At 66.5% G+C, this 21,912-nt stretch carries 28 protein-coding genes; 16 read left to right on the forward strand and 12 right to left on the reverse strand.

The window, feature by feature from the left end:
- Positions 1–3: 3 nt before the first annotated feature.
- Both cysE and ACW170_RS14095 read right to left on the reverse strand, forming a co-directional pair.
- Entirely contained in the window at positions 4–825 is an 822-nt protein-coding gene (cysE, locus tag ACW170_RS14090) for a serine O-acetyltransferase (RefSeq protein WP_492087274.1), read from the reverse strand.
- A gap of 20 nt (positions 826–845) precedes the next feature.
- Complete coding sequence (locus tag ACW170_RS14095) at positions 846–1,472, reverse strand: NUDIX domain-containing protein (RefSeq protein ID WP_492087275.1); 627 nt, start codon at positions 1,470–1,472, stop codon at positions 846–848.
- 45 nt (positions 1,473–1,517) lie between these two features.
- Here ACW170_RS14095 and ACW170_RS14100 point away from each other — a divergent pair, with 45 nt between their 5' ends.
- Both ACW170_RS14100 and ACW170_RS14105 read left to right on the forward strand, forming a co-directional pair.
- Positions 1,518–2,126, forward strand: coding sequence for a nitroreductase family protein (locus ACW170_RS14100; protein WP_492087276.1), 609 nt, complete (start codon positions 1,518–1,520; stop codon positions 2,124–2,126).
- A gap of 68 nt (positions 2,127–2,194) precedes the next feature.
- On the forward strand, positions 2,195–2,962 hold the full coding sequence (locus tag ACW170_RS14105) for an EAL domain-containing protein (protein WP_492087277.1): 768 nt from the start codon (positions 2,195–2,197) through the stop codon (positions 2,960–2,962).
- On the opposite strand, the gene ACW170_RS14110 is transcribed toward ACW170_RS14105, so the two are convergent.
- Together ACW170_RS14110 and queF are read right to left on the reverse strand one after the other, a co-directional pair.
- Positions 2,942–3,808, reverse strand: a complete 867-nt coding sequence (locus ACW170_RS14110; RefSeq protein ID WP_492087278.1) for a DUF817 domain-containing protein — start codon at positions 3,806–3,808, stop codon at positions 2,942–2,944. The genes ACW170_RS14105 and ACW170_RS14110 overlap by 21 nt on opposite strands.
- A 34-nt stretch (positions 3,809–3,842) precedes the next feature.
- Positions 3,843–4,304 carry a preQ(1) synthase gene (gene queF, locus ACW170_RS14115; RefSeq protein WP_492087280.1) on the reverse strand — a complete coding sequence of 154 codons (462 nt, stop codon included), beginning with the start codon at positions 4,302–4,304 and terminating at the stop codon, positions 3,843–3,845.
- A gap of 185 nt (positions 4,305–4,489) precedes the next feature.
- Here queF and ACW170_RS14120 point away from each other — a divergent pair, with 185 nt between their 5' ends.
- The 6 genes from ACW170_RS14120 to ACW170_RS14145 all read left to right on the forward strand — a co-directional run bounded on the left by ACW170_RS14120 (position 4,490) and on the right by ACW170_RS14145 (position 7,573).
- The gene (locus ACW170_RS14120; RefSeq protein WP_492087281.1) at positions 4,490–5,422 is read left to right on the forward strand and encodes an NAD(P)H-dependent flavin oxidoreductase; all 933 of its coding nucleotides are present in this window, start codon (positions 4,490–4,492) and stop codon (positions 5,420–5,422) included.
- A gap of 34 nt (positions 5,423–5,456) precedes the next feature.
- Positions 5,457–6,167, forward strand: coding sequence for a TorF family putative porin (locus ACW170_RS14125; protein ID WP_492087282.1), 711 nt, complete (start codon positions 5,457–5,459; stop codon positions 6,165–6,167).
- Between the two features lie 175 nt (positions 6,168–6,342).
- Positions 6,343–6,555, forward strand: coding sequence for a cold-shock protein (locus tag ACW170_RS14130; protein ID WP_267513731.1), 213 nt, complete (start codon positions 6,343–6,345; stop codon positions 6,553–6,555).
- A 36-nt stretch (positions 6,556–6,591) separates the two neighbouring features.
- Positions 6,592–6,765 carry a hypothetical protein gene (locus ACW170_RS14135; RefSeq protein ID WP_492087283.1) on the forward strand — a complete coding sequence of 58 codons (174 nt, stop codon included), beginning with the start codon at positions 6,592–6,594 and terminating at the stop codon, positions 6,763–6,765.
- Between the two features lie 23 nt (positions 6,766–6,788).
- On the forward strand, positions 6,789–7,046 hold the full coding sequence (locus ACW170_RS14140) for a hypothetical protein (RefSeq protein ID WP_492040822.1): 258 nt from the start codon (positions 6,789–6,791) through the stop codon (positions 7,044–7,046).
- A 56-nt stretch (positions 7,047–7,102) separates the two neighbouring features.
- Positions 7,103–7,573, forward strand: coding sequence for a thioesterase domain-containing protein (locus ACW170_RS14145; protein WP_492087284.1), 471 nt, complete (start codon positions 7,103–7,105; stop codon positions 7,571–7,573).
- On the opposite strand, the gene ACW170_RS14150 is transcribed toward ACW170_RS14145, so the two are convergent.
- Positions 7,558–8,721, reverse strand: a complete 1,164-nt coding sequence (locus ACW170_RS14150) for a cystathionine gamma-synthase (RefSeq protein ID WP_492087285.1) — start codon at positions 8,719–8,721, stop codon at positions 7,558–7,560. The genes ACW170_RS14145 and ACW170_RS14150 overlap by 16 nt on opposite strands.
- 5 nt (positions 8,722–8,726) lie before the next feature.
- A complete protein-coding gene (locus ACW170_RS14155; protein WP_492087286.1) occupies positions 8,727–10,127 on the reverse strand; it encodes a pyridoxal-phosphate dependent enzyme in 1,401 nt (466 codons plus the stop codon).
- Between the two features lie 105 nt (positions 10,128–10,232).
- Between ACW170_RS14155 and rnr the strand changes: the two genes are divergently transcribed.
- The 3 genes from rnr to ACW170_RS14170 are packed head-to-tail and all read left to right on the forward strand — an operon-like array spanning position 10,233 to position 13,694.
- Positions 10,233–12,548: a ribonuclease R gene (gene rnr, locus ACW170_RS14160; RefSeq protein ID WP_492087287.1), complete on the forward strand. Its 2,316-nt coding sequence runs from the start codon at positions 10,233–10,235 to the stop codon at positions 12,546–12,548.
- Positions 12,549–12,564: 16 nt separating this feature from the next.
- Positions 12,565–13,284, forward strand: a complete 720-nt coding sequence (locus tag ACW170_RS14165) for an NUDIX hydrolase (RefSeq protein WP_492087288.1) — start codon at positions 12,565–12,567, stop codon at positions 13,282–13,284.
- Between the two features lie 2 nt (positions 13,285–13,286).
- Positions 13,287–13,694 carry a DUF5990 family protein gene (locus ACW170_RS14170; protein WP_492087289.1) on the forward strand — a complete coding sequence of 136 codons (408 nt, stop codon included), beginning with the start codon at positions 13,287–13,289 and terminating at the stop codon, positions 13,692–13,694.
- A gap of 1 nt (position 13,695) precedes the next feature.
- Here the strand turns inward: ACW170_RS14170 and ACW170_RS14175 are convergent, their stop codons facing one another.
- Positions 13,696–14,262, reverse strand: a complete 567-nt coding sequence (locus tag ACW170_RS14175) for a hypothetical protein (RefSeq protein ID WP_492087290.1) — start codon at positions 14,260–14,262, stop codon at positions 13,696–13,698.
- A 126-nt stretch (positions 14,263–14,388) separates the two neighbouring features.
- Between ACW170_RS14175 and rpmG the strand changes: the two genes are divergently transcribed.
- A complete protein-coding gene (gene rpmG / locus ACW170_RS14180) occupies positions 14,389–14,556 on the forward strand; it encodes a 50S ribosomal protein L33 (protein WP_008262536.1) in 168 nt (55 codons plus the stop codon).
- 82 nt (positions 14,557–14,638) lie between these two features.
- Here the strand turns inward: rpmG and ACW170_RS14185 are convergent, their stop codons facing one another.
- Together ACW170_RS14185 and ACW170_RS14190 are read right to left on the reverse strand one after the other, a co-directional pair.
- A complete protein-coding gene (locus tag ACW170_RS14185) occupies positions 14,639–16,000 on the reverse strand; it encodes a PleD family two-component system response regulator (protein ID WP_492087291.1) in 1,362 nt (453 codons plus the stop codon).
- Positions 15,997–16,362 (reverse strand): response regulator, encoded by a 366-nt coding sequence (locus ACW170_RS14190; protein ID WP_166622562.1) that lies wholly within the window; start codon positions 16,360–16,362, stop codon positions 15,997–15,999. Before ACW170_RS14190 ends, ACW170_RS14185 begins: the two co-directional genes overlap by 4 nt.
- A 113-nt stretch (positions 16,363–16,475) precedes the next feature.
- On the opposite strand from ACW170_RS14190, the gene ACW170_RS14195 reads away from it, so the two are divergent.
- From ACW170_RS14195 to ACW170_RS14205, 3 genes are read left to right on the forward strand one after another with little or no spacing between them, the layout of a single operon-like run.
- Positions 16,476–17,738, forward strand: coding sequence for a DNA polymerase IV (locus ACW170_RS14195; protein WP_492089187.1), 1,263 nt, complete (start codon positions 16,476–16,478; stop codon positions 17,736–17,738).
- Positions 17,739–17,746: 8 nt separating this feature from the next.
- Positions 17,747–19,042 carry a nicotinate phosphoribosyltransferase gene (gene pncB / locus ACW170_RS14200; protein WP_492087292.1) on the forward strand — a complete coding sequence of 432 codons (1,296 nt, stop codon included), beginning with the start codon at positions 17,747–17,749 and terminating at the stop codon, positions 19,040–19,042.
- A gap of 36 nt (positions 19,043–19,078) precedes the next feature.
- Positions 19,079–19,840, forward strand: a complete 762-nt coding sequence (locus ACW170_RS14205; protein WP_492087293.1) for a polysaccharide deacetylase family protein — start codon at positions 19,079–19,081, stop codon at positions 19,838–19,840.
- Positions 19,841–19,892: 52 nt separating this feature from the next.
- Here the strand turns inward: ACW170_RS14205 and ACW170_RS14210 are convergent, their stop codons facing one another.
- A complete protein-coding gene (locus ACW170_RS14210) occupies positions 19,893–20,159 on the reverse strand; it encodes a DUF1467 family protein (protein WP_492087294.1) in 267 nt (88 codons plus the stop codon).
- 76 nt (positions 20,160–20,235) lie between these two features.
- On the opposite strand from ACW170_RS14210, the gene ACW170_RS14215 reads away from it, so the two are divergent.
- A complete protein-coding gene (locus tag ACW170_RS14215; RefSeq protein ID WP_492087295.1) occupies positions 20,236–20,589 on the forward strand; it encodes a 5-carboxymethyl-2-hydroxymuconate Delta-isomerase in 354 nt (117 codons plus the stop codon).
- A 22-nt stretch (positions 20,590–20,611) separates the two neighbouring features.
- Here the strand turns inward: ACW170_RS14215 and ACW170_RS14220 are convergent, their stop codons facing one another.
- Positions 20,612–20,950, reverse strand: coding sequence for a DUF3088 family protein (locus tag ACW170_RS14220; RefSeq protein ID WP_492087296.1), 339 nt, complete (start codon positions 20,948–20,950; stop codon positions 20,612–20,614).
- A 39-nt stretch (positions 20,951–20,989) separates the two neighbouring features.
- Positions 20,990–21,904, reverse strand: a complete 915-nt coding sequence (locus tag ACW170_RS14225) for a hypothetical protein (RefSeq protein WP_492087297.1) — start codon at positions 21,902–21,904, stop codon at positions 20,990–20,992.
- Positions 21,905–21,912: the final 8 nt, after the last annotated feature.

Genomic DNA, 21,912 nt, shown 5'->3' on the forward strand with positions numbered 1-21,912 from the left:
CCGTCAGATCACGAAGTCGTACACCACGTCGGCCAGCGTATGGTCCATGGTCCGCGCCGGCTCGGCCCCGGTGGGGCAGTTGACCAGCCGCGCCGGAACCCCCGCCACGGTGCAGCCCGACGGCACATCCTTCAGCACCACCGAGCCCGAAGCCACCTTGGCGTAGTCGCCGACGTGGATATTGCCCAGCACCTTGGCCCCGGCGCCCAGCAAGACGCCCTTGCCAATCTTGGGGTGGCGGTCGCCGCGTTCGGCGCCGGTGCCGCCCAGGGTGACGTTGTGCAGCATCGACACGTCGTCGCCGACCACCGCCGTCTCGCCGATGACGATGCCGGTGCCATGGTCCAGGAACAGCCCCTGGCCCAGCCGCGCCGCCGGATGGATGTCCAGCTGGAACAGTTCGGAGATTCGGCTCTGAAAGTGGAAGGCCAGGGTCTCGCGGCCCTGCCCCCACAGCCAATGGGCCACGCGCCAGGCCTGCAGCGCCTGGAAGCCTTTGAAATAGAGGAAGGGCTGCAACAGGTTGCGGATGGCCGGGTCACGCTCGGCTACGGCCTGAAGATCGGCCTCAGCCGCTGCGACCATGGCCGGGTCGGCGGCGAAGGCCGACAGGCAGACCTCGCGCACGGACATAGCGCTCATTTCCCCGTCGGCCAGTTTGCGCGCGATCTGGAAGCTGAGGGCGCCGGCCAAATCGTCGTGCGACAGAATGACGGCGTTCATCTGCGACCCCAGCTGGGGCTCTTCCCGCGACGCAGCCTCGGCCGAGGCGCGCAGCTGGCGCCACACGCTGTCGGTTTCCGCAACGATTTCAAGCTTGGCCATGAGCGGCTCCTTCGGCGACATCATACCCGCCCCAGCATGGCCTGCGCCAGCGCCGGAGGCAGTTCCCCGTTCAACGCCATATGATAGGCCTTGTAGGCCGTCGCCACCGTCATCGCATCCTTCACCGTCCCGCGCCCGATCTCGTCCAGCAGGTCCATGAAGGGCACGCGCACGAGGGCGATCACCTCGGTCGGGTCCGGGGCCGCGGGCACAGGGCTCATATCCCAGGCGATCCAAGTCTGGGCCAGCTCCGTCGTGATCGAATTCGACATCTCCATCGTCAGGGCCGGAACCCAGGACGCCGCCTCCAGCCCGGCCTCTTCGGCCAGTTCCCGCTGCGCACCGTCAAACGGATCCTCGCCCAGGGGCGCGCCGCCCTCCGGCATCTCCCAGGAGTAGTTGCCCAAGGCGAACCTCTGCTGACCGACCAGAACCACCGTCCCGTCGTCGTGAACGGGCAGCACCCCTGCGGCGAAGTTCTTGGGCCGCATCACCGTATACTCGCCGGGGTTGCCCGTCGGCGCGATCACCCGGTGGCGCGTCAACCGCATCCACGGATTTTCGAACACCGTCTCCTCGGTCTCGCTGCGCCAGACCGGGGGATTGACCAGCCCCTCGGCCCATTTCGGTTCGTCGGAATTGCTCATGCCCCAGCTATGGCGGACGACCACCCGAAAGCCTAGCTAGACCGCATGACCGAGCTGCCCCTGATCCCCTTGAATGCGCCCCTGCCTGCCCCTGTCCCCTCACAGGAACTGCGCGACCGACTGGCCACGCGCCGCTCCGCCCCGGCCCAGGCCCTGACCGGCCCCGGCCCGACCGAGACCGAGCTGGACCAAATCCTGACCCTCGGCGCCCGCACCCCCGACCATGGCAAGCTCTTCCCCTGGCGGTTCGTCGTCCTGGGCCCGCGCAGCCGGGCCGAAATCGCCGAAAAGCTCGCCGTCCTGGCCGAGCTCCGCGACAAGCCCGCCAAGGACCAGGCGGTCCTGGCCAAGCTGACCGCCGCCCCCGTCACCATACTGGTCGTCTCCACCCCCGTCCCCGACGCCAAGCCGATCTGGGAGCAGCAACTGTCGGCCGGCGCCGTCTGCATGAACCTGGAACACGCGGCCGGCGCTTTCGGCTATTCGTCCAGCTGGATCACCGACTGGTACAGCTACGACTCACAGGCCGTCGCCCTGTTCGGCCTGACCGAGGGCGAAACCATCGCCGGCTTCATCCACATCGGAACCCTGACCGAACCCGCCCTGGAACGCCCCCGCCCGGACATGACCGCCAAGGTCACGCGCCTGCCCTAAGCGGAGCAGTGGCCTCTGTTAATCTTCCCCTCTTAACATCAGCGCCTTAACTGGAGACGTTACGGCCGATGTCCTGTGTGGGTTGCAAAGACGGAACGGGTTTCGATCTGCCCATCACCATGGCGTTTCAGCCGATCGTCGATGTGGCCAACCAGACCGTCTTCGCCTACGAGGCCCTGGTGCGCGGCAAGAACGGCGCCGGCGCCGGTCAGGTCCTGGCGCAGATCTCCGACGACAACCGCTACGCCTTCGACCAGTTGTGCCGCACTACCGCCATCGAACTGGCGGCCGGCCTCGACATGGCGGCCGAGGGCGCGAACCTGTCGATCAACTTCCTGCCCAATGCGGTCTATGAGCCGCGCGCCTGTATCCGCACCACGCTTGCGGCGGCGATGCGCACCGGATTCCCGGTGAACCGGATCATCTTCGAGTTCACCGAGAGCGAAGCGATGGACGCCGACCACATCCTGAACATCCTGCGATCCTATCGGGCCATGGGGTTCAAGACCGCCATCGACGACTTCGGCGCCGGCTACGCGGGCCTGGGTCTCCTCACCCTGTTCCAGCCGGACATCGTCAAGCTGGACATGGCCCTGATCCGCAACATCGACACCGACCCGGTCAAACGCACCATCGTGCGCAACACCCTGAACATGCTGCGCGACCTTGGCGTCGAACCGGTCTGCGAAGGGATCGAGACGCTGGGTGAGCACGACGTCCTGCAGGACCTCGGCGTCACCCTGATGCAAGGCTATCTGCTGGCCAAGCCGGCGGTCGAGGCCCTGGCCCCGGTCGCCTGGCCCCGCGCCACGGCCTCACTGGCCCGCACCGCCTGACGGTTCTTCCTCCGGCCGGTGCACCAACGACACCAGCACCACGGATATGATCATCAGCAGGAACCAGGCCCCCAGCTTGCCCAGGGACACCGGCTCCCAGCCGCCGTCCTGCCCCGGATAGGACCAGGCCCGCGCGAACGTGCCCAGGTTCTCGGCGAACCAGATGAACAGGGCCACCAGCCCGTATCCCAGCAGCAGCGGCATCGACCGCCTGCGCCGGTCCGCCGTGAAATAGAACCAGCCCCGCCCAAACAGCACCAAGGTCGCCGCAAACAGCACGATCCGCACGTCCGGCAGCCAGTGATGGGCGAAGAAGTTGACGTAGATGGCCGCCGCCAGCGCCCAGGTCGTCCACAGCGGCGGATAGGCCCGCACCCGGATATGGAAGATCCGCTGCACCCGCGCGATATAGCTGCCCACCGCCGCATACATGAAGCCCGAGAACAGCGGCACGGCCCCGATGCGCAGCAGACTGTCCTCCGGATAGACCCAGGACCCGTGCGCGGTCTTGAACAGCTCCATGATCGTCCCGGCCACATGGAACAGGAAGATCACCCGCGCCTCCTCCCAACTCTCCAGCCGGAAGGCCAGCATGGCCGCCTGGATCACCACCGCCCCGACGGCCAGAAAATCATAGCGCGAGATGGGCGCCTGATCCGGCCACCACAGGAAGGTGCCGATGATCAGCGCCAGCATCAGCCCCCCGAACAGGCAGGCCCACCCCTGTTTCAGCCCGAACCAGAGGAATTCGTAGGCGTAGCGCCGCAGGCGGGACCGGTCGGCCCAGGTCTCGGCGCGCGTGAGGAGGCGTCGGCCCCAGGCTTCCAGCGGAAGGCGATGACTCATTCCTTCTCCCCTTGCGGGAAAAGGACGCAAGCCCTCACCCCCGCCCGCGATAGGTCGGCACGCCCTGGTCCGGCAGCCAAAGCCCCTCGGGCGCCACGCCCGTCTGCCAGAAAACGTCGATCGGGATCCCCCCGCGCGGATACCAGTACCCCCCGATCCTCAGCCATTTCGGTTCCAACAGGTCCACCAACCGCCGCCCGATGGCGACGGTGCAGTCCTCGTGGAAGGCGCCGTGGTTGCGGAAGCTGGTCAGGTACAGTTTCAGGCTCTTGGACTCGACCAGCCAGTCGCCCGGCGCATAGTCGATGACGATATGGGCGAAGTCCGGCTGGCCCGTCACCGGGCACAGACTGGTGAATTCGGGCGCCGTGAACCGGGCCAGATACAACGTATCCGCATGCGGGTTCTGCACCCGCTCCAGCACGGCCGTCTCGGGGCTTGTCGGGGCGGCGGTCTGGGCGCCGAGCTGGCTGAGCTTGTCGGTATAGTGGGTCATGGGGCGCATTTAGGCGTTTGCGGCGCGTAAGAAAATCCTCCCCGCACACAGCTTCCCCTCCCATGAGAGAGGGGACGACGTCGGCCCGCCACCCCAATTTCACGCTTTTGCAGACTGCACCCTCCCGATTGCCTTACCCCGCGACACCCCGCTAAGCGTAGCGAAACAAAACCCAGGAGACGCCCGTGGCCATTCCCGCTTCGCTCGCAAAAGGCCTGACCCTGCCGATCATCTCGGCGCCCATGTTCCTGGTCTCCGGCCCGGATCTGGTGGTCGAGGCCTGCAACGCCGGGATCATCGGCACCTTCCCGTCGCTGAACCAGCGCACGACCGAGGGCTATCGCGACTGGATTCATGAGATCAAGGGCCGGCTGAGGCCCGAGGCGGCCGCCTTCGGCGTCAACCACATCGTCCACTCGACCAATCCCCGGCTGATGGCCGACATGATGGTGTCGGTCGAGGAGAAGGTGCCGCTGATCATCACCTCTCTGGGCGCGGTGCGCGACGTGGTCGATGCGGTCCACGGCTATGGCGGTCAGGTCTTCCACGACATCGCCAACATCCGCCACGCCCGAAAGGCGGCCGAGGCCGGCGTCGACGGCCTGATCCTGGTCGCCAACGGCGCGGGCGGCCACGCCGGGATCATCAACCCCTTCGCCCTGGTCAACGAGGTGCGCAGCTTCTTCAAGGGGACCATCATCCTGTCCGGCGCCCTCTCGACCGGACAAGATGTCGCGGCGGCCCTGATGCTGGGCGCCGACTTCGCCTATATGGGCACCAGGTTCATCAATACGACCGAAGCCCTGGCGGTCGACGCCTATAAGCAGATGATCATCGACAGCGGTTCGACCGACATCATCCACACCCCGGCGGTGTCCGGCATCCCGGCCAACTTCATGAGCAAGTCCTTGATCGAAAACGGGATCGATCCGAAACACCTGCAGGAGCACAAGCTGGACATGGGTGACGAGGCCAAGGCCTGGAAGACCGTATGGTCCGCCGGCCAGGGCGCCGGGGCCGTCCACGACGTCCTGCCCACCGCCGAACTGGTCGCCCGCCTGCGACAAGAGTTCGCTCAGGCCACGGAACAGTTTTCAGCCAGGACCGCGACCCTGTAAGGCTCCTTCGCGCATTCCGCGCGTTGGAGCCCGCATGATCCGTATCCCGTCGCTCGTCGCCTCCGTCCTGCTGCCTACCATTCTGGTCCTGACCGCGGTCGTCCCCGCCCGGGCCCAGACGTCTCCCGGCGGCGGCGTCTGGGGCTTCGAGGTCGAAGCGGGGACGGACAACCGCTCCAAGGCCGCCTCCAAGTCCGGCAATGACGCCTATGTCTCCGCCTATGCCGCCTGGGAGAGGGACGACGGCCTGATCTATGTTTCGCCCGGCTTCCAGACCATCCAGGCGGGCGGCTCGAACATCGAGACGGACTGGATCGTCGGTTATCGGCCGGAGGCTTTCGGCTACGCCTTCGACCTCAACCTCGCCTACAAGCGCCGCCTCGACGTCGATCCCGGCTATGACGCCGACGGCGTCGAGCTGGGCGCCGAGGTCAGCCGCGCCGTCGGTCCCGCCCAGGCCGCCCTGGTGGTCCAGTACGCCCCCGACGCCCCTGGTTCGACCCGGTCCTATGTCTGGGTCGAGGCCGAGCTGGGCTGGGCCTTCACGCCCCGCCTCGATGGCTCGGCCGCCCTGGGCCGACGCGAACAGGACGGCGGCCCCGACTACACTGGCTGGAACGTGGGCGTGACCTATGCCCTGACCGACGCCCTCGACCTCGACCTGCGCTACTACGACACCGACGCTGCGGCGCTTGATGAGCAGTACGAGGATGCTCTGGTCGCCAAGCTCGCCTACGCCTTCTGACCTCCCGCCCTTGCGCCTGGGGGGCGGGAGGCCCATATGGGGAGGGTCGATCTCTCTGCGTAACGCCGCTGCTCCCTTTGCATCACGCACCGAGGTCCAAAAGCCGATCCCATTCAGACCCGACAGGCCGACCAGGGATCCCTCCCTGCGGTCAACGCCAGACGGAGGTCTCCAAATGGCTACCGGCACTGTAAAATGGTACAACCCCACCAAAGGCTACGGCTTCATCGCTCCCGATGATGGCGGCAAGGACGTCTTCGTCCACGCCTCGGCCGTCGAAACCTCGAGCCTCGGCTCGCTGAACGAAGGCCAAAAGATCGGCTACGAAATCGAGCGCGACCAGCGCTCCGGCAAGGAATCCGCCGGTCGCCTCACGGCGGCGGAGTAGGACACGCGCCTCAACACCATCGCCTTCGACGGCGAGGTGACGAAGCTACTGCCGCTGGGCCGCCGCAAGGTTCGCCTGGACAACGGCCACGTCGTGACGGTTCTGCCCACGCTCGGTTCGCCTAACGGCGTCTCCGGGCTGGGCGACCCGGTCGTGGTCGAGATCGCCTTCAATCAGCTGAAGGGCTGGCGCCTCGCGCGCCGGCCCTGAAGCCTTTCTGCACGGATGACGACATGACCCCGCTCGCCGACATGATCCCGACGATGACCGACGCCGACCTGAACACCCTGCGCGCGAACGCCGCCCGCCTGGTCGAACACGGCGCCTCGACCCAGGTCATGGCCGCCAGCGACATCCTGCCGGTCATCGACGACGAACTCGCCCGCCGCGCCGCCCTGCCCAAGGCCGCCAAGGCCCCGGTCAAGCGCGCCGCCCCCAAGAAGAAGCTTCCCCCCGTCACCGGCCACCAGACGGCTCTGCCGTCCAGCTGAGGCTGACGAAGACACCAGGCTGGTTGGGCGTGCTGCAAGGTTGCTAAAAGGCGTCCATGACGCCTGACGCCCTCCAGTCCTATCTCCAAGACCACATCCCGCTCTCCCGCGCGATGCACGTCAGTGTCGAGGCCATCACACCGGACACCCTGACGCTTCAGGCGCCTCTCGCGCCCAATATCAATCACCGCGACACAGTGTTTGGTGGAAGCGCCTCAGCCTTGGCCATTCTCTCCGCCTGGTCGCTCGTGCACACCCGGCTGACAGCCGAAGGGCTGAAGGCGCGACTGGTGATCCAGTCCAACACCGTCCACTATGACCGAGCCATCGCGGGGACATTCCAGTCCACCGCCACATTGGCCGATCCCGCCGGCTGGCCGCGCTTCGTCGCCCTGTTCAATCGGCGCGGCAAGGCGCGAGTCACAGTCGTTGCGACCTTGACCGAGGATGGTCAGGCCGCAGGACGGTTCGAAGGCAGCTTCGTCGCCCTGAGCATGAGCGACGCCCAGGATCAGCCCAGGGCCTGATCCAGATCGGCGATCAGGTCCTCGACGTTCTCGACCCCGACCGATAGCCGGATCAGGCTGTCGGTGATGCCGCCGGCCTCGCGGACCTCCTTGGGCACGCTGGCGTGGGTCATGATCGCCGGGTGGTTCACCAGGCTCTCGACCCCGCCGAGCGACTCCGCCAGCGTAAAGACCTGCACCTGCTCCAGCACCCGCCGGGTCCGCTCCAGGTCGCCCTCCAGGATCACCGTCACCATGCCGCCGTAGCCGCCGTGCATCTGCCGCGCCGCCAGCGTGTGCTGCGGATGGGCGATCAGGCCGGGATAGATGACCTTGGCCACTCCGGCCCGCGTCTCCAGCCAGCGGGCCACCGTCAGGGCGTTCTCGCAGTGGGCCTTCATCCGCAGCGCCAGGGTCTTCAGCCCCCGGTTGGCCAGGAAGGCGTCGAAGGGCCCCATGATCCCGCCGACCGAGTTCTGCAGGAACTTGATCCGCGTCGCCAGGTCGGGATCGGCCGTCACCAGCACCCCGCCGATGATGTCGGAATGGCCGTTCAGGTATTTGGTCGCCGAGTGCATCACCACATCCGCCCCCAAGCTCAGCGGCTGCTGGCAGAAGGGGGTGGCGAAGGTGTTGTCCACGATCAGCAGCAGGCCATGCGCCTTGGCCACCTTCGACAGGGCGGCGATGTCGGCCAGCTTCATCAGCGGATTGGTCGGCGTCTCGACCCACAGCATCTTGGTCTTGGGCGTGATCGCCGCCTCGACCGCCGCGATATCGCTCAGGTCCACATAGGCGAAGTCCAGCCCCATGGTGCGCCTGCGCACCCGCTCGAACAGCCGCCACGAGCCGCCGTATAGGTCGTCGCCGGTGACGATGTGATCGCCCGCGTCCAGCAGTTCCAGCGCCGTCGAGGTCGCCGCCATGCCCGAGCCGAAGCCGAACCCGTGCGTCCCGCCTTCCAAATCCGCGATACAGGCCTCGAACGCCTCGCGCGTCGGGTTCTTGCCCCGCGCATACTCATAGCCCTTGTTCACGCCCGGGCTTTCCTGGGCATAGGTCGAGGTGGCGTAGATCGGCGTCATCACTGCACCCGTCGTCGGGTCGGGATGCTGTCCGGCATGGATGGCGCGGGTCGAGAAACCCTGGCTGTTCTTCTTGTCGCTCATGGACCTTACCGGTTCAGGCTGAGGTGGTTGATCAGGTCGGTGCGGGTGATCAGGCCCACGAACCGCTCGCCGTCCAGCACGATGGCCACCCGGTCTCGGTCGAAGACGGGGATCAGGGCGTCCAACGACTCCTTGACCTGAAGCGTATCCAGATCGCGTGTCATGGCCGAGGCCACCGGCTTGGCGAACCGCTCCTTGCGGGTGATCTCGTCGGTGTTCATCACCTGGATCAGGTCGCTCTCGTCCAAGATGCCGACCAAGCGGCCGTCATCAATGATCGGCAATTGGGACACGTCGGCGCCCTTCATCCGCTTGAAGGCGGTGTCCAGGGTGTCGCCCGGACCGGCCACGACCACGTCGCCCTTCTCGTATTTGCGGTTGATCAGGTCCGACAGGTCGCCGTGCAGCTCGCGCTCGCCCAGTCCCTGATCCGCCAGCCAGGCGTCGTTGTAGACCTTGGACAGGTACTTGGCCCCGGTGTCGCAGACGAAGGTCACGCAGGTCTTGGCTTCGGTCTGCTCACGGCACCAGCGCAGGGCCGAGGCGATCAGGGTGCCCGACGACGATCCGGCCAGTATGCCTTCCTTCAGCAGCAGTTCGCGCGCCGTGGCGATCGCCTCCGCATCCGGGATCGAATAAGCCTTGTCGATCAGGCTCATGTCCGCCGTATCGGGCACGAAGTTCTGGCCGATGCCCTCGACGGTATAGCTGCCGTCGGGCCCCGGCACGCCCTCGTTGACGATGCCCGCCAGGGTCGATCCGACCGGATCGGCTAGGACGATCTGGGCCTTGGAGCCGACGCTCTTGAGGTAGCGCGCAACGCCGGTGATCGTCCCGCCCGAGCCGATACCGGCGACGAAAGCGTCGATGTCGCCCCCCGTCTGTTCCCAGATCTCCGGCCCCGTCGTCTTCACATGGGCGTCGGCGTTCGAATGGTTGGCGAACTGGTTGACGTAATAGGCGCCGGGAATGGCCTGCGACAGGCGCTCGGCCATGTCGGTGTAATATTCCGGATGCCCGTGCGGCACGTCCGAACGGGTCAGGCGAACATCGGCGCCCATAGCTCTGAGATGCTGGATCTTTTCCTTCGACATCTTGTCAGGGATGACCAGCAGCACCTTATAACCCCGCGCCCGGCCGACCAGGGTCAGGGCCAGGCCCGTATTGCCCGCCGTCGCCTCGACGATCGTGCCCCCTTCCTTCAACCAGCCTTCCTTCTCAGCCGCATCCAGCATCTCGACCGCAATCCGATCCTTGATCGAACCGCCGGGGTTCTGGGACTCCAGCTTCAGCAGCAGACGGCACTTGCCGGTGTCCATCTTCGTCACCTCCACCATCGGCGTCTTGCCGATCAGATCCAGCGGCGACTTCACGGTCGCGCTCAGGGCGGGGGCGTTCAGGGACATCGAAGACTCCGGTTCAGGACGCGGAGAGGCTGAGGCCTCACATTCACATGGTCAACTCACGCAAGATTTGACCCAAAGGCGTGGTTCCGCGCTACGAAAGACGCAATGACCAATTCATCCAAGAGGCCGCCCGCCGGCCTTCCCGACAAAGACACCCTCCTCGCCTTCCTGCGCGAGGCCGGATCGGCCGAGAAGACCGATATCGCGCGCCACTTCGGCCTGAAGGGCGGCGACCGCCGGGCCTTGCGCGAAATGATCCGCGAACTCGAAGAAGAAGGAAAATTGGGCAAGCGCGGTCGCAAGGGCTTTTCCGAAGCCGGCGCCCTGCCCCCCGTCGGCGTCGCCGATGTGATCGAACGCGACGGCGACGGCGAACTGTATGTCCGCCTGGTCGAGGCCAGCGCAGACGCACCGCGCGCCCTGCTGATGCCCGACAAGGGCAAGCCCGGCCCCGCGCCTGGCCTGGGCGACCGCCTGCTGGTCAAGTTCCAGCGCGGCGGCGACGGCTGGGAGGCCCGGCTGATCAAGAAGCTGGACGTGGGGACCAACCGCGTTCTGGGCGTCATCCGCAAATCGGCGCGCGAGACCCGCGTCGAGCCGGTCGACCGCCGCTCCAAGGACGTGCTGCTGGTGCCCCAGGCCCAGTCGGGTGATCTGCGCGACGGCGACCTGGTCCTGGCCGCCATCGAAAAGGGCGAGCAACGCTATGGGCCCAAGCGCGGCAAGATCCTCGAGCACATCGGCAAGGAGGACGACCCCCGCGCCGCCTCCCTGATCGCCATCCACGCCCACGGCGTCCCGACCGGCTTCTCCGAAGCGGTCGAGCGCGAGGCCGAGGATCAGGCCCTGCCGACGTTGAAGGGCCGCGAGGACCTGCGCGAGGTCCCCTTCATCACCATCGACCCGGCCGATGCGCGCGACCACGACGACGCGGTCTATGCCGCGCGCGACGAGGATCCGAAGAACCCGAACGGCTGGATCGTCTGGGTCGCCATCGCCGACGTCGCCGCCTATGTCCGCCCCGGCACCCATCTGGACCGCGAGGCCCGCGACAAGGGCAACTCGACCTATTTCCCTGACCGCGTCGAGCCGATGCTGCCCGAGGTGCTGTCGAACGGTCTGTGCAGCCTGAAGGAGGGCGAGAACCGCGCCTGCCTGGCCGTGCGGATGGTGTTCGACAAGGACGGCCGAAAGACCGGCCACAAGTTCGTGCGCGGCCTGATGCGGTCGCACGCCAAGCTCAGCTACGAACAGGCTCAATCCGCCATCGACGGCCAGATTGACGACGCCACCGGCCCGATCATGGAGGCCATCCTCTATCCGCTGTGGAACGCCTATCACGCCATGCTGAAGGGCCGTCTGAAGCGCAGCCCGCTGCAGATCGAATCCGCTGAACGCCGCATCCGCATGGCTCCCGATGGCGGCATCGCCTCGATCGAGAAGCGCGCCTCGCTGGAGGCGCACCGGCTGATCGAGGAGATGATGATCCAGGCCAACGTCTGCGCCGCCGAGACGCTGGAGCAGAAGAAGACGCCGCTGATCTATCGGATCCACGACACGCCCAGCCAGGAAAAGATCTTCAACCTGGCCGACTTCCTCTCCACCATCGGCAAGCCATGGAACAAGGGCGAGCCGGGCACGACCAAACGGTTCAACAAGCTGCTGGACGAAACCCGCGACACCGAACACGCCGATGTGGTTAACGAGGTGGTGCTGCGCAGCCAGATGCAGGCGATCTACAGCCCTGAGAACATCGGCCACTTCGGCCTGAACCTGGATCGCTACGCCCACTTCACCTCGCCGATCCGGCGCTATTCCGACCTGATCGTCCACCGCGGCCTGATCCGGGCTCTGGGCCTCGGCAAGGACGGGCTGACGGATCGCGAGATCGCCGAACTGCCCGCCATCGCCGAGGGCGTCACCATGACCGAGCGCCGGTCGATGGCGGCCGAGCGGGACGCCATGGACCGCTATATCGCCGCCTTCCTGGAAGACCGGGTCGGGGCCACCTTCACGGGACGGATCACCGGCGTGACCCGGTTCGGCCTGTTCATCCGGCTGGACGAGACCGGCGCCGACGGCCTAGTGCCCGTCTCGACCCTGGGCAGCGAATATTTCTCCCATGACGACCGCGCCCACGCCCTGGTCGGCGAACGCACCGGCAAGCGGTTCACCCTGGGCCGCAAGGTCGAGGTCAAGCTGATGGAGGCCACCCCCGTCACCGGCGGCCTGGTGTTCGAAATGCTCAGCGAACCGGAGCCCCGCGATCCGAACGCCCCGGCCCCGCGCTATGGCATTCGCGGACGCGGCGGCGACGGCCCGCCGATGCGCGGCAAGACCCGGCCGGGCGGTCCCAAGCCTCCGAAGGGCGGCCGTCCCTCAGGCGGCTTGAAGGGCGTCCGCAAAGGCAAGCGGAAGTGACCCCGGGATGAGCGGAATGAAGGATCCCCCCTTCGACGCCGCCCAAGACCTCGCTGACGCTCCCCGCGCCGGCGGCGCCCAACGGCCCAAGGACGCGGCGACCCTGATCCTGACGCGGGGCGGCTCGCGGCCCGAGGTGCTGATGGGCCGGCGGGCGCCGGGGCATGTCTTCATGGCGTCGAAATGGGTGTTTCCCGGCGGGCGGATCGACCGGGCGGATTTCACCGCCGCCTCGACCGGCGCCTTGGCGTCAGACGTCGCGCGTCGGCTGGAGGCCGAGGTTCCCGCCCGTCGCGCCCGCGCCCTGGCCCTGACGGCGGTGCGCGAGACCTTCGAGGAGACCGGCTTGATCCTGGGCCGCCCCGCGCCGCCCGCCAACACAGCCGGGCCTTGGCGCGAATATCGGCAAGCGGGTGCCCTGCCCGATCTCTCGGCCCTGTCCTATATCGCCCGCGCCATCACCCCGCCCGGCCGCACGCGCCGGTTCGACGCCCGCTTCTTCATGGCGCCGGCTGAGGCCCTGCTGACGCCCGAGCCGACCGTAGGGTCGGGCGAACTGGACGAAATCGCCTGGTTGCCTTTGGAAGACGCCCGCGCCCTTGATCTGCCCGCCATCACCCGCTTCGTGCTGGGCGAACTGGCCGAGCGGCTTGGCCAGGATCGAACTCGCCCCGACCGCCCCCTGCCCTTCGTCCGCATGGTGCGCGGCCGCCACGTCGTCGATCACAGGGACTGACCATGCCCAGCGCCATCACCCTGCGCCTGACCACGACCGACCCGGTCCCGGGCGTCGCCTACAGCTTGCAGGACAAGGCCAACGCGCCGGTCGATCCTCGCATCGCCGACGATGGTCCGATCAGGTTCGATGTCCCCGTTACCCTGTCCGACGATGGGCGGCTGACGGGCCCCTTCGTGCGGCGCGAGGGACCGTCGCGACGCTTCGTCTATATCGCCATCGGCACATCGGCCGGACAGCACAGCGAATGGACCCGTCGCGCCAAGATCGATGTCCATGACATTCCCGCCGACCTTCTGCCCCTGGCGCGCGAAGGGCGCGTGCTGGAAGTCATCCTGCCCGGCCGCGCCCGCGACGGCGGCCCGGCCTGCGCCACCGTGCGGCCGCTCCAGCCCTGGCGCGCCGTCTGACCTATTCGGCGACCGGCTTCGTCAGGTCGAACTCCACCCGGAAGTGCCGGTTCGGCCGGCGCAGTTCATAGGCGAACATCCGATCGGGATGGACCTCCATCGCCCAGACATTGGTGGTCGAGACAACCGCGTCGTTGGCGTTGAACAGGGCGATCGATTCGGCGTCGACCGGGAATTCCTGCCGCTCAGCCGTGCCGTGCATCGTGGTATCGCCGCCGTACCAGTGCAGTACGTCGGTCGTACCGTCCTCGTGCCGGTGATCGTGTTTCAACCGCAGGCCGGTATCGGTTTTCGTCACGACCCAGGTCCGCGAGCGGTCCTCCCCAACAGCGAAGGGAATACGCACCTCGTCTGGCGAACAGTCGCGGACGTGCATGATCAGCCGTTCGCTGGCGAACCTGGCGTCGGCCGCGTCCGTCGTGACCACCCGTCCTTCGAATCGCAGGCCGCACAGGGCGTTGAGCCGCGCCAGGAAGGCGTCCTGCTCTGGCGTGGGACGGGCGCTCGCGGCGCCTGCAAAGGGCGCGGAAACAACAGCCACGGCTGCAACGAGGGATGCGATTTTCATCCGACGACATTATATGTGCGCCGCGCCGCATCAAGGTGACATTGCGCCCGTTGACTTTGGGACGATCCTGAGTATGTTCCGCGCCTCTTATTTTAAGCGGCTTTCGCCGTCGCAGAGGTAATTCCGATGGCCAAACCGGCTTCCATCAAGATCCGCCTGAACTCCACGGCCGACACCGGCTTCTTCTACGTTACCAAGAAGAACGCCCGCACCATGACCGAAAAAATGGTCGTCAAGAAGTACGACCCGGTCGTGCGCAAGCACGTCGACTTCAAGGAAGGCAAGATCAAGTAATCCCTTGATCGACTGAGATAACGCAAAACGCCCGGCTGGTGACAGCCGGGCGTTTTCGTTTGTCTGGCACCTTGGTCGGCGCTTAAGCGGCCTTGGTGATGACCTTGTTCCGACCGCTGGCCTTGGCCTCGTAAACGCCTTCGTCGGCGCGCTTCAGCAGGTCTTCCGGCGTATCGCCGTCGCCCGTCGTCGCCGCGACGCCGATGGAAATGGTGATGGTCAGATGCTCCTTGCCGCCCATGACCCGGAAGGGGGCGGAGGCGATATCGCGACGGATTCGCTCGGCCACCATCTGGGCGTCGTCCAGCCCTGCGCCGGGCATAACCACCACAAACTCTTCGCCGCCCATCCGGCACGGCAGATCGACGGCGCGCACATTGGTGGCCAGACGCACGGCGAACTCGGCCAGCACCTCGTCCCCTGCGTCGTGGCCGAAGCCGTCGTTGACCGACTTGAAGTGGTCGATGTCGAGCACCAACACAGCCACAGAAGCGCCACCGTGCGCGGCGCGGCCCACCAGAGCCTGCAACTGCCCGGTCATGTAGCGTCGATTGTGCAGACCGGTCAGGGCGTCCGTGACGGCCATCTCCAGACTGCTGTCCAGCTTCTGGCGCAGGAAATCAGTGTAGCGCTTGCGACGAATCTGGGTGCGGACACGCGCCGACAATTCCTCGGGATCGACGGGACGCGGCAGTATGTCGGTGGCGCCCAGCTCCAGCGCCTTGACCATGCGCGGTCGCTCGCTCGGCTCAACGATGGCCAGGATCGGCGCACGACGCGCATCGCCAGATTTGGCCAGGGCCACGACCCGCAGACCGTCGAAGCTCTCGGCCGCCACATTGACGATGATCAGGTCCAACGGCCCCTTGGCGGCCGCCATGGCCGCATCGGGATCGGTCTCGATGGCGACGCGATGCTCGCGCCCCAGCTCCGCAGCAATTTTCTCAGCCTGGGCGGCGTTGTCGTCGACGATCAGGACCCGCCCGCCTTCGCTGCGCAGCCGCGCGGCCCCCTCGCCTTCCACGCCCATGCGCCGGCTGCTTTCCTCGCGCTCGCGCAGTTCGTCCATCACCTGTTTCAGCCGCGTCAGCGACTTGACGCGCGCGAACAGGACGACATCGTCGATGGGTTTGGTCAGAAAGTCGTCGGCCCCAGCCTCCAGGCCGCGAATCCGGTCCTCTCGCCCGTCCAGCGCCGTCACCAGCACCACCGGAATATGCCGCGTCTCAGCCCGCGCCTTCAGCAGTCGACAAGTCTCAAACCCGTCCATGCCGGGCATCATGACATCGAGCAGGATCAGGTCCGGCTGATGCTCAGCCGCCAGTTCCAGCGCGGCCGCCCCGCTGTTGCAGGTCAGAACGTCATAATATTCAATCGTAAGCTTGGCTTCCAGCAGACGAACATTCACGTCCACATCGTCGACCACCAGGATCCGCGCACTCATCCCAGATGCTGCCTTATGGTGTCGAGGAAGTGCATGACGGATATCGGCTTGGAGATATAGGCCTCGCACCCGCCCTGGCGGATACGCTCCTCATCGCCCTTCATGGCGAAGGCGGTTACGGCGATGACAGGGATATGGTTCAGCTCCTCATCGTCCTTCAGCCATTTGGTGACTTCGAGACCCGAGATTTCGGGCAGCTGGATATCCATCAGGATCAGGTCCGGATGATGGGCGCGCGCCAGGGCCAACGCCTGCAGGCCCTCACGGGTTTGCAAGGTTTCATAGCCCTGGGAATCGAGCAGATCATGAAAAAGCTTCATGTTCAGCTCGTTATCCTCGACGATGAGGACTTTTTTGGACATCGTCACCTGACCTGCGGCGCCTGCGAATTGGCGACGCCTCGTTGTGTGCGATACTGCCCGTCCCAGTCTTAAGTTGGGATGAAGCCAAGGTTACGGAGACCTTAAGCGTGGCCATGAAGGCCGTCTGCCGCGACTGCCTGTGGACCGGCGCCGACCCCGCCGGACCGCCTGGACGCCGCTGTCCTTCGTGCGGGTCGCGCCGCATCGTTGCGGACGCGGAACTGGATCAACTTTCGATCGCCCACATGGACTGCGACGCCTTCTACGCCTCGGTGGAAAAGCGTGACCGGCCTGAGCTGCGCGACAAACCTGTAATCATAGGCGGCGGAAAGCGGGGCGTGGTTTCCACCGCCTGCTATATCGCGCGGCAATATGGGGTCGGCAGCGCCATGCCCATGTTCAAGGCGCTGAAGGCCTGTCCCGAAGCCGTGGTGATCAAGCCCGACTTCGCCAAATACGTCTTCGAATCGGAACGCATCCTGGGCGCCCTCGGCCGGCTCACGCCGCTGATCCAACCCCTGTCGCTGGACGAGGCCTGGGTCGATTTGTCGGGCACGGAACGACTGAACGGAGGCCCGCCGGCTTTCCAATTGATCCGTTTCCAGAAGCAGATCGAGGATGAGACCGGCCTGACCGTCTCCATCGGACTGGCCCCCAACCGCTTCCTGGCCAAGATGGCGTCAGAGATGGACAAGCCGCGCGGCTTTTCGGTCGTCGGCGCCGCCAACGCCCAGGCCCTGCTGGCGCCCCGCGCGGTCACCACCCTGCCCGGCGTCGGCCCGGTGTTCGGCAAGGCCCTGCGCAGCGACGGCTACGCCACCATCGGCGACCTGGCGAAGGCGGACCTACGCGACCTGGTCCAGCGCTATGGCGAATCCGGCCTGCGCCTCTACGACCTATCCCACGCCCGCGACGCCCGCGCCGTAAACCCGGACCGCGACCGCAAGGGCATGAGCGCCGAGACCACCTTCAACGAAGACCTGATCACGGCCGAGGCGCTGGAGGCAGAGCTCTGGCCCCTGTGCGAGAAGCTGGCGTCCAAGGCCCGCCGCGACGGCGTCGCCAGCCGCGTCCTGGTGCTGAAGCTGCGCCGCACCGACTTCAAGATCATAACCCGCCGCATCAGCCTGGCCGAACCCATCCAGACCGCCCGCGCCCTGTTCGCCGCCGGCCGTGACCTGCTGAAGCCGGAACTGGGTCAGCCCTATCGGCTGATCGGCATCGGCATGGCGGACATCCAGGACGCCGATGACGCCCCCGCCGGCCTGTTCCAGACCACCGAAACCCGAACCCTGAAGACCGAACGCGCCATCGACAAGCTGCGCGAAAAATTCGGCAAGGACGCCGTGGTGGCGGGACGCGCGCTGAAGTCTTAGGAAGCGGCATGGACCTCGCCAAACGCGCCTACGACCATGGCTTCCGCCTGGACCCCATCGTCCGCAGTCTGCTGGACACCGACTTCTACAAACTGCTGATGCTGCAGATGATCTGGCGCGAGCATCGCGATACGCCGGTGGTGTTCCAGGTCATCAACCGCACCAAATCCGTCCGCCTGGCCGATGAGGTCGACATCGCCGCCCTGCGCGACCAGTTGGATCACGCCCGCACCCTGCGGTTCACAAACAAGGAGCTGGTCTGGCTGGCGGGCAACAGCTTCTACGGCGTCAAACAGATCTTCTCGCCCGACTTCATCGCCTGGCTGACCGACTACCGCCTGCCCGACTACGACCTGTCGATCCAGGACGGCCAGTATGTCCTGACCTTCTCCGGGGCCTGGGCCGAGGTGACGCTGTGGGAAATCCCGGCCCTGGCCATCCTCAACGAGCTGCGCTGCCGGGTCGGACTGCGTCGTCTTGGACGGTTCGAGATCGACATCCTCTATGCCCGGGCCAAAACCCGGTTGTGGTCCAAGGTGGAGCGGCTGCGCGACCTGCCTGACCTGGCCATCTCCGACTTCGGCACCCGTCGTCGCCACGGCTTCCTGTGGCAGCGCTGGTGCATCCAGGCGCTCAAGGAAGGTCTGGGCCGGTCCTTCATCGGCACCTCCAACGTGCTCCACGCCATGGAGAACGATCTGGAGGCCATCGGCACCAACGGCCACGAGCTGCCGATGGTCCTGGCCGCCCTGGCGCCCGACGACGCGGCCCTGGCCCAGACGCCCTATGCGGTGCTGGACGAGTGGCGCAGACACTATGGCGGCAACCTGCTGGTCGTCCTGCCCGACGCCTTCGGCACCGAGGCCTTCCTGGACAAGGCTCCCGACTGGGTCGCCGACTGGACCGGCTTCCGCCCCGACTCGGCCCCGCCCATCGCTGCAGGCGAACGGTTGATCGACTGGTGGCGCGAGCGCGGGCGCGATCCGAAGGAGAAACTGCTGATCTTCTCCGACGGCATGGACATCGACGGCATCGAAGCCGCCCACGCCCATTTCCATGGCCGAGCGCGTCTCAGCTTCGGCTGGGGCACCAATCTGACCAACGACTTCCGTGACTGTTCGCCTGCGCCCGCCCCTGAGCTCGAGCCCATCTCTCTGGTCTGCAAGGTCGTTGAGGCCGGCGGGCGCCCGGCCGTCAAACTGTCGGACAATCCGGAGAAGGCCGTCGGCGATCCGGCCGAAATCGAACGCTATCGCCGCGTCTTCGGCGTCCGCGGCCTGACCGCCCGACCGGTCGAGGTCTGAAACCCGCCCTTAAGTCCGTTAGGTCATAAGGGCGGCATGAACGCCTTCATCGACAAGATGCGCCGCCGCGCCGGCCGCTATCTGGATGTCCGCCCCGCGACGATCCAGCCCGCGCGAGGCGTACTGAGCCTGTCGTTCGACGACATCCCCGCCTCAGCCTGGCTGGAAGCCGGACCGGTGCTGGCCCAGCACGGGGTGAAGGCCACCTATTATGTCTGTGGCGGCCTAGCCGGCGGGCGCAATCTGGACCTGCCGCAATTCGAGACCGAGCACCTTCAGGCTTTGCACGAGGCCGGCCACGAAGTCGGTTGCCACACCTATGAACACGTCTCGACCCTGCGCCTGTCGCCGGCCGAACTGGACGCCAGCCTGGCCCGCAACGCCGCCTGGGTGGCCGAGCGTCTGGACGATTATCAGATGCTCAGCTTCGCCTATCCGTTCGGCGATTGCGCCGCGGGGGCCAAGTCTGTGATCGACGGTCGCTTTCTGTGCGGTCGAGGTGTGCGCGACGGGATCAACGAGGGCCGAGTCGACCGCAACCTGTTGCAGGCTATTGGCCTGGAGAGCCGCCGCCTCCCCGGCTACGATCTCGACAAGCTGATCGAAGACACGGCGGCTTCGAAGGGCTGGCTGATCGCCTACGGCCACGACGTCAGCGACGCCCCAACTCCCTACGGGTGCAAGCCCGAGGACATCGACCGCCTGATCCGACTGGCAAAAGCCGCCGGTCTGGACATCCAACCGGTCGCGGCGGCTTGGCGACTGGTGGCCAGCACACCCCGAGACCCGTCATCCTAGACCTTGCGCCTATAACGACGATTGGAGAGCGGTGACCGTCTCACGCAAACCGTCACACCGCCGGCGCGCGCGAGAAGTCCGGTAGGGGCAGCCAGCCGGTGAAGATCAGCACCATGACGAACGCCCAGACGATGGCCGCGACCCAGGTGGTGGTGGTGAATTTGCGCTTCAGGTTCGGTGTGGTCGGCGCGCCCCATTGCGCCCCGTCCGTCGGCGGCGTGTGGGTTTCGCGCGAGGTTCCCAGCGGCAGAACCGCGAACAACACCGTCCACCAGACGATGATGTAGATGCCGAACATGGTGGCGGGGCCGATGGGCATGAGACCTCCTGTCCGGACTTTGGCGTCCGGTTGAAACCGGTCTAGAGGATCAGCCTCCCCACGACGAGTCCCCGACATGCCGCAGATCACCTTGGAATACACCCGCCACCTGGCCGAGACCGACTGGACCCCGGTCGCCCTGGAGATCCACCAGGCCGCCGTGGAGATCGCCGGCGCCGCCCTGTCGGCCTGCAAGACCCGGTTGATCGCCCTGGATCATGTCGTCATCGCCGGTGATGCGCCCGAGACCGCCATGCTGGCTTGCCGCGTCGGCCTGATGCTGGGCCGCACGCCTGCGCAGAAGATCGCGCTGAGCGAACGGGTGCTGGAAATCCTGACCGCCGCCCTGCCCCAGCCGACCGGCAAGGTCGAGGTGTCGACGGAAGTGTTCGAGCTGAACGAGACCTATCGCAAGGTCACGCTCGGCTGATTGGACATCGGGTATGCCCCCCTCAGGGGTGCGGCCGACCGACGCCATAGCGGGCCGCCAGATAGGGGGCGATAGCGTGATCCTGCAGGAAGCGGCGCCCGGTCGTTTCGCTGACCTGGGCCTCGGGCCAGTCCAGTTCGCCGTCCAGGACCAGAATCGGACAGCTTTGATGCGCCTCGCCCACCTCGGCGATGACCGGCGGGCGCGGTCGAGCATGGTCCAGATAGACCACCTCAAGCGCGTTCCTCAGTTGGGGATAGAAGGCCAGAACGCCCTCGATATAGGCGCAGGGCGGGCAAAACCACGGCCCGCCCTGGCCGTCATGCCAGTCGGGATTCAGCAGGAAGAGTCGTTCGGTCATAGACGAGATATAGCGGACCTCGGGCGGATTTCGCGACGGCTAATCGCAGCTGGCGCCAAAGCCCGGCGCACGCAGGGCCAGCAGAATCGACGAGCGCGCCTCCTGAGTGATCGCCCCTGATTCCTGCAGCACACAGCCGACAGCGGTGTTCGAGTTCGGGGCCAGCAGGCCATAGGTCAGGCCCTCGGCCTCCAGCAGGGCCTGGGCGTCCTTCAGGGCCTCGACCGCCTCGGCGACGCGCGCCGGGTCCCTAGTGATCCGCGTCATCTCGTGCAGGGCCTCGCCCGAACTGGGGAAGTCATAGGCGTCGGGCGTATAGGGGGCGATCTCGGCCGAGAGGCGGTCGGGGTGATCCGTGACGCCGAACTTGGCGTTCTGGCTGGCGGAAAAAGCGATGGCCGGGCCCGTCTGCGGCACGACCAGAATGTAGGCGTGGCGCGGAAACAGCAGATAGTGGGCCATGTATTTGGTCACGGGCACCAAAGGCAGGCGGTCCGGCCCCAGGGCGTGGGCGCCGACATAGACGCCGGACGGCAGGCTGCGCGCGTCGATCCGTCCGTTCAGCTTCAGGATCCGGTCCACCATCACATGATCCAGCAGGAAGACCCCGTCCTCGGCCTCACGCTCCAGATGGGCGTGGATGGCGGCGGTGTCGGGCGCGGGGCCGAGGTCGCGGCCATAGACGGTCGGAAAGGCGGTCGGCGACATGGGCTGGCCGTCCGGCGGGCTGAACCACAGGACGCGCAGTTCGTGGACGGTGCGCGACAGCGGCTCGTCGCCGCGAAAGGTCGAAAGGCTGAGGGCCAGGTTCACTGCGGCGAACAGGGCGACGAAGCCGCCGCCCCCCTGCCCTGCGATCACCGCCCAGCGGCGCCACCCGCGCAAAGGGTGACGGGCGTGGCGCACCCGTTCCAGCAGACGACGGCCGCAACTCGGGCCGGGTTTGCTGGACATCAGCCGCG

It is taken from the genome of Brevundimonas sp. FV2ps16 (assembly GCF_058681075.1).